The 7157-nt window shown below is 43.2% G+C and carries 8 protein-coding genes and 1 tRNA gene; all 9 read left to right on the top strand.

The features are described from left to right. The coding region (locus L6773_RS12575) for an EF-Tu C-terminal domain-related protein (protein ID WP_237854778.1) at positions 1-97 on the top strand (97 nt) is incomplete at its 5' end. Between the two features lie 54 nt (positions 98-151). Further along, positions 152-224 (top strand) — tRNA-Trp (locus tag L6773_RS12570). 21 nt (positions 225-245) lie between these two features. Then, on the top strand, positions 246-428 hold the full coding sequence (secE, locus tag L6773_RS12565; protein ID WP_237854777.1) for a preprotein translocase subunit SecE: 183 nt from the start codon (positions 246-248) through the stop codon (positions 426-428). Continuing rightward, on the top strand, positions 425-1006 hold the full coding sequence (gene nusG, locus L6773_RS12560; RefSeq protein ID WP_237854776.1) for a transcription termination/antitermination protein NusG: 582 nt from the start codon (positions 425-427) through the stop codon (positions 1004-1006). Before secE ends, nusG begins: the two co-directional genes overlap by 4 nt. Before the next feature lie 59 nt (positions 1007-1065). Continuing rightward, positions 1066-1497: a 50S ribosomal protein L11 gene (gene rplK, locus L6773_RS12555; protein WP_237854775.1), complete on the top strand. Its 432-nt coding sequence runs from the start codon at positions 1066-1068 to the stop codon at positions 1495-1497. A gap of 14 nt (positions 1498-1511) precedes the next feature. Beyond that, a complete protein-coding gene (rplA, locus tag L6773_RS12550; RefSeq protein WP_237854774.1) occupies positions 1512-2210 on the top strand; it encodes a 50S ribosomal protein L1 in 699 nt (232 codons plus the stop codon). Between the two features lie 19 nt (positions 2211-2229). After that, positions 2230-2754 carry a 50S ribosomal protein L10 gene (rplJ, locus tag L6773_RS12545; RefSeq protein WP_237854773.1) on the top strand — a complete coding sequence of 175 codons (525 nt, stop codon included), beginning with the start codon at positions 2230-2232 and terminating at the stop codon, positions 2752-2754. A 49-nt stretch (positions 2755-2803) separates the two neighbouring features. Further along, complete coding sequence (gene rplL / locus L6773_RS12540) at positions 2804-3184, top strand: 50S ribosomal protein L7/L12 (RefSeq protein ID WP_237854772.1); 381 nt, start codon at positions 2804-2806, stop codon at positions 3182-3184. A gap of 157 nt (positions 3185-3341) precedes the next feature. Next, complete coding sequence (gene rpoB / locus L6773_RS12535) at positions 3342-7157, top strand: DNA-directed RNA polymerase subunit beta (protein WP_237854771.1); 3816 nt, start codon at positions 3342-3344, stop codon at positions 7155-7157.

Below are 7157 nucleotides of genomic sequence, written 5' to 3'. Positions count from 1 at the left end.
GATCCAGCCGGTGGCGATGGAGAAAGGCCTTCGGTTTGCGATTCGCGAAGGCGGACGTACCGTCGGAGCGGGCGTGGTTAGTGAAATTAACGACTGATTAAAGTCGTAGGTGAATCTACAAGGTAAAGGGAACTTTGCCTTGTGTTTTACTACGGGTGTAGCTCAGTTGGCAGAGCACTGGTCTCCAAAACCAGGTGTCGGGAGTTCGAGTCTCTCCACCCGTGCTATCAGGTAATAGATTGATTATGAAGAAAATAAAAGAATTCATAGAAGGTGTTCGCAAGGAGATGGCAAAAGTATCATGGCCGTCTCAACAAGAATTAATCGACAGTACAATCATTGTGATCGTGTTTACAATTATTATTTCTGCGTTCATCTTTGGAGTTGATCAAGTTTATAGCACCATTTTGGGGGCAATCTATCAATGAGTTCAGCCAAAGAAAGAAATGACGACGGATTTGATTGGTATGTAGTTCGATGTTTTTCCAGTCACGAGAAAAAAGTGAAGGAGTTTCTGACGAGAGAAATTGAAGACCAGGGACTTGAACACAAGATAAAGGAGATACTGATTCCAACTGAAACTGTTGTTGAAATCAGGTCTGGAAAAAAACGCACGAAAGAGAAAAACTTTTTCCCAGGATATATTTTGGTTTATACCAAATACGACGAAGAGGTAAACAATTTGGTACAAGCGGCACCATCCTGCATTGGTTTTTTGAAAGCAGGAAAAAGTGACGTAACCCCTACTCCTCTTAAAAAACGAGAGGTAGATCGTATTCTCGGCCGAGTAATGGATAGTGAAGAGATGGCCGAAAAAGGCGGGGTTGTGGATATCCCGTATAAAGAGGGTGATATTGTAAAAGTAATTGACGGACCGTTCAAAGAGTTTGATGGAACGGTTCAGGAAGTACTCACAGATAAACTGAAATTACGAGTACTTGTAAGCATTTTTGGTAGAAAAACACCGGTTGAGGTTGATCTGAACCAGGTTGAATCTACCACTTAACAACTTAAACGTGAGCTATTACGCAGCAAACAGAAGCATGAATCACTAATTGATTCTATATGGCAAAAAAAGTAGATACAGTGCTTAAACTTCAAATTGTTGGTGGTCAGGCCAATCCCGCCCCACCCGTGGGGCCAGCTTTGGGTCAGGCAGGCATCAATATTATGGAGTTTTGTAAAGCATTTAATGCACAAACCCAGGAAAAGTCAGGTACCATTATACCTGTTGAGATTACTGTGTATGCGGACAAATCGTTTAGCTTCAAAACGAAAACTCCGCCAGCCGCAGTACTTCTCAAAAAAGCTGCCAACATCAAATCAGGATCAGGTGAACCGAACCGAGCTAAAGTCGGGAAAGTTACCTTCGACCAGTGCAGAGAAATTGCACAACAAAAGATGGAAGATCTGAATGCATATGATGTTGACAACGCTGCAGAGATGATTGCAGGTACCGCCAGAAGTATGGGTTTGAGAGTAATCCGAGATAATTAACAGGATGATAAGAAATGGCAAACAGAAGTAAGAAATATCAACAGGTCGCTGAATTGATTGACCCTGAAAGGGAATATACCCTCGAGGAGGCTTGTGATCTTGTGAAGCAAACAAGCACAACGTCTTTCGACGCTTCCGTAGATCTTGATCTTCGGTTAGGTGTAGATCCTCGTCATGCAGATCAGATGGTTCGTGGCACTGTTTCGCTTCCGCACGGAACTGGTAAAGAGATTCGTGTACTTGCTTTCGTAAATGAGGCAAAACAGGAAGAAGCGAAAGAAGCCGGAGCCGACTATGTTGGTCTTGATGAATACATTGAGAAAATTGAAGATGGTTGGGCTGAAGTTGACGTAATCATTGCTACACCAGATGTTATGGGCAAAATTGGTAAGCTCGGTCGACATTTGGGACCACGTGGCTTGATGCCGAATCCTAAAAGTGGAACAGTAACTACTGATGTTGAGGAAACTGTTAAAGAATTTAAAGCCGGTAAGATTGATTTCCGGGTTGATAAAACAGGTATTCTCCATACATCCGTAGGAAAAGTAAGCTTCGATGCAAGTGAATTGCGCGAAAACCTTATTTCATTTCTGCAAACCATTATGAGATTACGGCCGGCATCTGCCAAAGGTCAATACGTCAGAAGTGCTTTTTTAAGTACCACGATGGGGCCCAGTATTGAAATTAGCCGATCATCAATTGTTTCAATTTAGAAATTAAACAGTTAAAACAATGCCAACATTAACAGAAAAAAAGGCAGTTGTAGAAGAAATTACCGAACAGCTTAATAATTCAAACGCTGTATATATCACCAATTACTCCGGCATGTCTGTTGGAGATATGGGTGAATTGCGTGGAAAGTTTCGTGAAGGTAATGTGCGCTTTAAGGTGTATAAAAATACACTGATTAAAAGAGCGATGGATACAATTGGCGGATATGAAGACCTCTATCCACATCTCGCTGAGCAAAACGGCTTTGCATTTGTGGAAGAAGAGCTGGCTGCACCTGCCAAAGTCTTAAAAAGCTACATTAAGGAGAATGACAAGCCAAAATTTAAGGCTGCCTTAATTGACGGTGATTATTATACAGAAGACCAACTAGATACGCTGGCCGCAATGAAGTCTAAGAGCGAAGTTATCGGCGATATTATTGGTCTGTTGATGGCACCAATGTCGAACGTAGTAAGTGGATTGCAAGCACAAGGAAGCAATCTGGCAGGAGCAATTCAATCAATCGCTGAAGAAGGCGACGAATAACATACACTAAAAATTTTTTAATTAAACCGACGAACGGAGAATAATAACAATGGCTGACGTTAAAGAAATCGCAGAACAACTCGTTAACTTAACGATCAAAGAAGCAAATGAACTTGCAAAAGTTCTTGAAGAAGAATACGACATCAAACCTGCCGCTGCCGCTGTAGCTGTAGCTGGTGGTGGCGCAGGTGGTGGAGAAGGAGATGCCGCTGAAGAACAAACAGAATTTGATGTTGTTCTAAAATCTGCTGGTGCTAAGAAAATTGCAGTGATTAAAGAAGTACGCAGCATCACCGGTCTTGGACTGAAAGAAGCCAAAGAACTGGTTGATAATGCACCTAATGCTGTAAAAGAAGCAGTTGCTAAAGCAGAAGCTGAAGATCTGAAAGCTAAACTTGAAGAAGCCGGAGCAGAAGTAGAGCTCAAGTAACCGGCAAAACCGACTATTGCCCTTAGCCGACATCTATTTTAGGTGTTGGCTTTTGGCGTCTAAATCATATGTGAGATTTCCAATAAAGAACTCATTCATCGAACAGAGTTCTCTCACATTTCTTTTTAACTAAGGAGAAGTCCTTTAGAGTACAACTATGGAGAAAATCCCGTTTACCGATCGCCTTTCATTCGGCAGAATTAAAAATGTAATAGATTATCCAGACTTCTTAGATATACAACTCGAATCTTTCAACAGTTTTGCGCAGCTTGATGTTGCTCCTAACGATCGAAAGAATCAAGGGTTGCAGAGAATTTTCAATGAGAATTTCCCAATCCAGGATTCAAGGGAAACTCATATCCTGGAATTTATCTATTATTCTGTCGATACACCGAAATATAATATCAGAGAATGCCAGGAACGCGGACTCACCTACGCTATTCCGTTGAAGGCAAAATTAAGACTCTCGGCCGCCGATAGTTCCGATGAAGCGTCTGAAACTATTGAGCAGGAAGTTTTTCTTGGAGACCTGCCCTGGATGACAGAACGCGGAACATTTATCGTTAATGGAGCCGAGCGTGTGATTGTAAGCCAGTTGCACCGATCCCCTGGTGTATTTTTCGGCCAGAATGTACATCCGAATGGTACTGTATTGTACTCAGCACGGGTTATTCCTTTTAAAGGATCTTGGATTGAGTTTACCAACGATATCCGTGATGTACTTTGGGCCTATATCGACAGGAAGAAAAAAATACCAGCGACTACTCTCTTACGTGCTCTCGGATTTTCTACAGACCTCGATGTTCTGAGCCTCTTTGAACTTTCTGAAGAAGAAACTTTCGGTTCAAAGAAAAAATATAACGACAATCTTGTAGGCAAGAGATTAGCAACAGACATCACCGTTGAAGTAACCGAGGAGGTTGTGGATGATGAAACCGGTGAAGTAACTGAAGCAACTGAACGAAGAGTTCTTCTGGAGCGCGATCATGAATTAACTGAGGACGACTACGGTGTGCTTAAAGAAGCCAATGTAGAGAAAGTTCTGGTTCAAAAGATCGATGAAGAAGAATCAGAACGGTCTGTTATTATGAATACGTTGAGAAAAGACCCTTCTCATGACGACGTAACGGCACTGGGTGAGATTTATCAGCAGATCAGAACCGGTGAAATGCCTGATCCTGAAACTGCCCGACAAGTACTTGAACGATTATTCTTCAGCGACAAGAAGTATGATCTTGGAGAAGTAGGTCGATACCGACTCAATAAGCGTTTGAAATTGGATATCGACCCGGATATACAATATCTCACCAAGGAAGATATCGTTGCCATTGTTAAAGAGGTCATACGCCTCAAAGAGATGAAATCTCAGGTAGATGACATTGATCATCTGAGTAACCGTCGTGTGCGAACTGTTGGTGAACAGTTGGGACAGCAGTTCTCAATCGGTTTGGCACGAATGGCCCGTACGATTCGTGAACGAATGAACTCAAGGGATGCAGAACAGTTAACTCCCCAGGATCTTGTTAACGCACGTACTATCTCAAGTGTGATTAACAGTTTCTTCGGAACCAACCAGCTTTCTCAGTTTATGGATCAAACAAATCCGGTCGCTGAGTTGACACACAAACGACGTATGTCAGCATTAGGCCCTGGTGGTTTGACCCGCGAAAGAGCCGGTTTCGAAGTTCGAGACGTTCACTATACTCATTATGGTCGTCTTTGCCCGATTGAAACACCTGAAGGTCCTAACATTGGTTTGATTACATCACTTTGTGTTCATGCAAAAGTGAATGACTTCGGATTTATTGAAACTCCTTACAGAAAAGTGGAGGAAGGCAATGTAACCAATCATGTAGAATATCTTGCTGCTGAGCAGGAAGATGAAACCGTTATTGCGCAGGCTAACGCGCCAATTACTGATGAAGGTGCTTTTGTGAATGAATCCATCTTCTCTCGATTCAGAGACAGTAACGTAGGTTTGGCAAAACCGGATCAAATCGAATATATGGACGTTTCTGCGAACCAAATTACCTCGTTAGCAGCGGCACTTATTCCGTTTATTGAGCATGATGATGCCAACCGTGCATTGATGGGCTCAAACATGCAGCGACAAGCTGTACCGCTGTTGCGACCCGAATCACCCATTGTGGGTACGGGACTGGAACAACGCGCTGCGAAAGATTCTCGCGCAATCATAACTGCCGAAGGTGATGGTGAAGTGATGTACGTGAGTGGCGATGAGATTCGCATAAAGTACGAGCGTACAGAGATGGAGCAGGATTGCTATTTCGATGAAGGAATTAAAAGCTACACTCTCCAGAAATTTGAACGAAGTAACCAGGATACAACTGTAAACCAGCGGCCAATCGTAAGTGTTGGTGATAAAGTGAAAGAAGGCGAAGCTATTGCTGACGGCTGTGCTACTGAAGATGGCGAATTGGCACTTGGCAGAAACCTTCTTGTGGCTTTCATGCCGTGGCGTGGTTATAACTTTGAGGATGCTATCGTCATTAGTGAGCGAATCGTTCAGGATGATGTATATACATCCATTCATATCACTGAATTTGAACAACAGGTTCGAGATACAAAGCGTGGTGAAGAAGAACTGACTCGCGAGATTCCAAATGTAAGCGAAGATGCTACAAAAGATCTCGATGAACGAGGAATTATCCGTGTTGGTGCAAAAGTAAACCACGGGGATATTCTTGTTGGTAAAATCACTCCGAAAGGAGAGACCGATCCAACTCCGGAAGAAAAACTGCTCCGCGCAATTTTCGGCGATAAAGCCGGCGACGTGAAAGATGCATCCATGAAAACACCTCCCGGTGTATCAGGGGTTGTCATCAATACGAAATTGTTCAGCCGTAAGCGGGATGAACAAATCTCCAGAAAGGAAGAGAAGAAAATGGTTGAGCAGGAAAATGAGCGGCATGCTAAAAAGCTTGCCGATCTCAACCAAAAATGGGCTGACAAAATGTACAGCCTTCTTCGGGATAAAACTTCTCCGGGAGTTTACAACTACAGTGATGTTGAGTTGATTCCAAAAGGAGAGAAGTATAAAAAATCCGTTTTTGAAGAGCTCGATCCTGTGAATATTAATGAAAATATTGACTGGGCGACCGACGAGGAGCTTGTAAAGCATGTGAAGTTACTCTTTAAGAATTACAGGGAACTTCGAAGAGATATTGATACCGAAGCGAAGCGTCGCAAGTACCAGATTCAGGTTGGCGATGAGCTGCCACCGGGAATTATCCAGAAAGCCAAAGTCTATGTTGCCAAGAAGCGAAAAATGCAGGTTGGTGACAAGATGGCCGGTCGACACGGTAACAAAGGTGTAATTGCCAAAGTTGTACCCGTTGAAGATATGCCGTACATGGAAGATGGCACACCTGTTGATATCGTACTGAATCCGCTTGGTGTACCTTCCCGAATGAACCTTGGCCAGATATATGAAACTATACTGGGTTGGGCAGGCAAGAAGCTTGGCGTTAAATATGCATCGCCGATTTTTGATGGTGCATCTTACGACCAGGTCCAGGAAGAGCTGGAAAAAGCCGGACTTCCAAAAGACGGACGTGTGCACTTGTATGATGGCCAAACCGGTGAGCAGTTGAATCAAAAAACCACCGTAGGGTACATGTACATGCTGAAACTCAATCACTTGGTTGAGGATAAGATGCACGCCCGATCAATTGGTCCATATTCATTAATTACGCAGCAGCCTCTGGGTGGTAAAGCACAGTTTGGTGGCCAGCGACTTGGTGAAATGGAGGTTTGGGCACTTTATGCTTATGGTGCGGCCAATATTTTGAAAGAGATGCTCACTGTTAAAAGTGATGATGTGAAAGGACGATCTAAGGTTTATGAAGCCATCGTGAAAGGTGAGAACCTGCCCGAAGGCGATGTACCTGAATCGTTTAAAGTTTTATTACGCGAATTGATGGGTCTCGGTCTCGAAATCCATATCGACTAA

Origin of the sequence: Rhodohalobacter sulfatireducens (assembly GCF_022012475.1) — a bacterium.
GTDB lineage: Bacteria > Bacteroidota > Rhodothermia > Balneolales > Balneolaceae > Rhodohalobacter > Rhodohalobacter sulfatireducens.
This window is presented reverse-complemented; position numbering and strand designations above follow the sequence as displayed.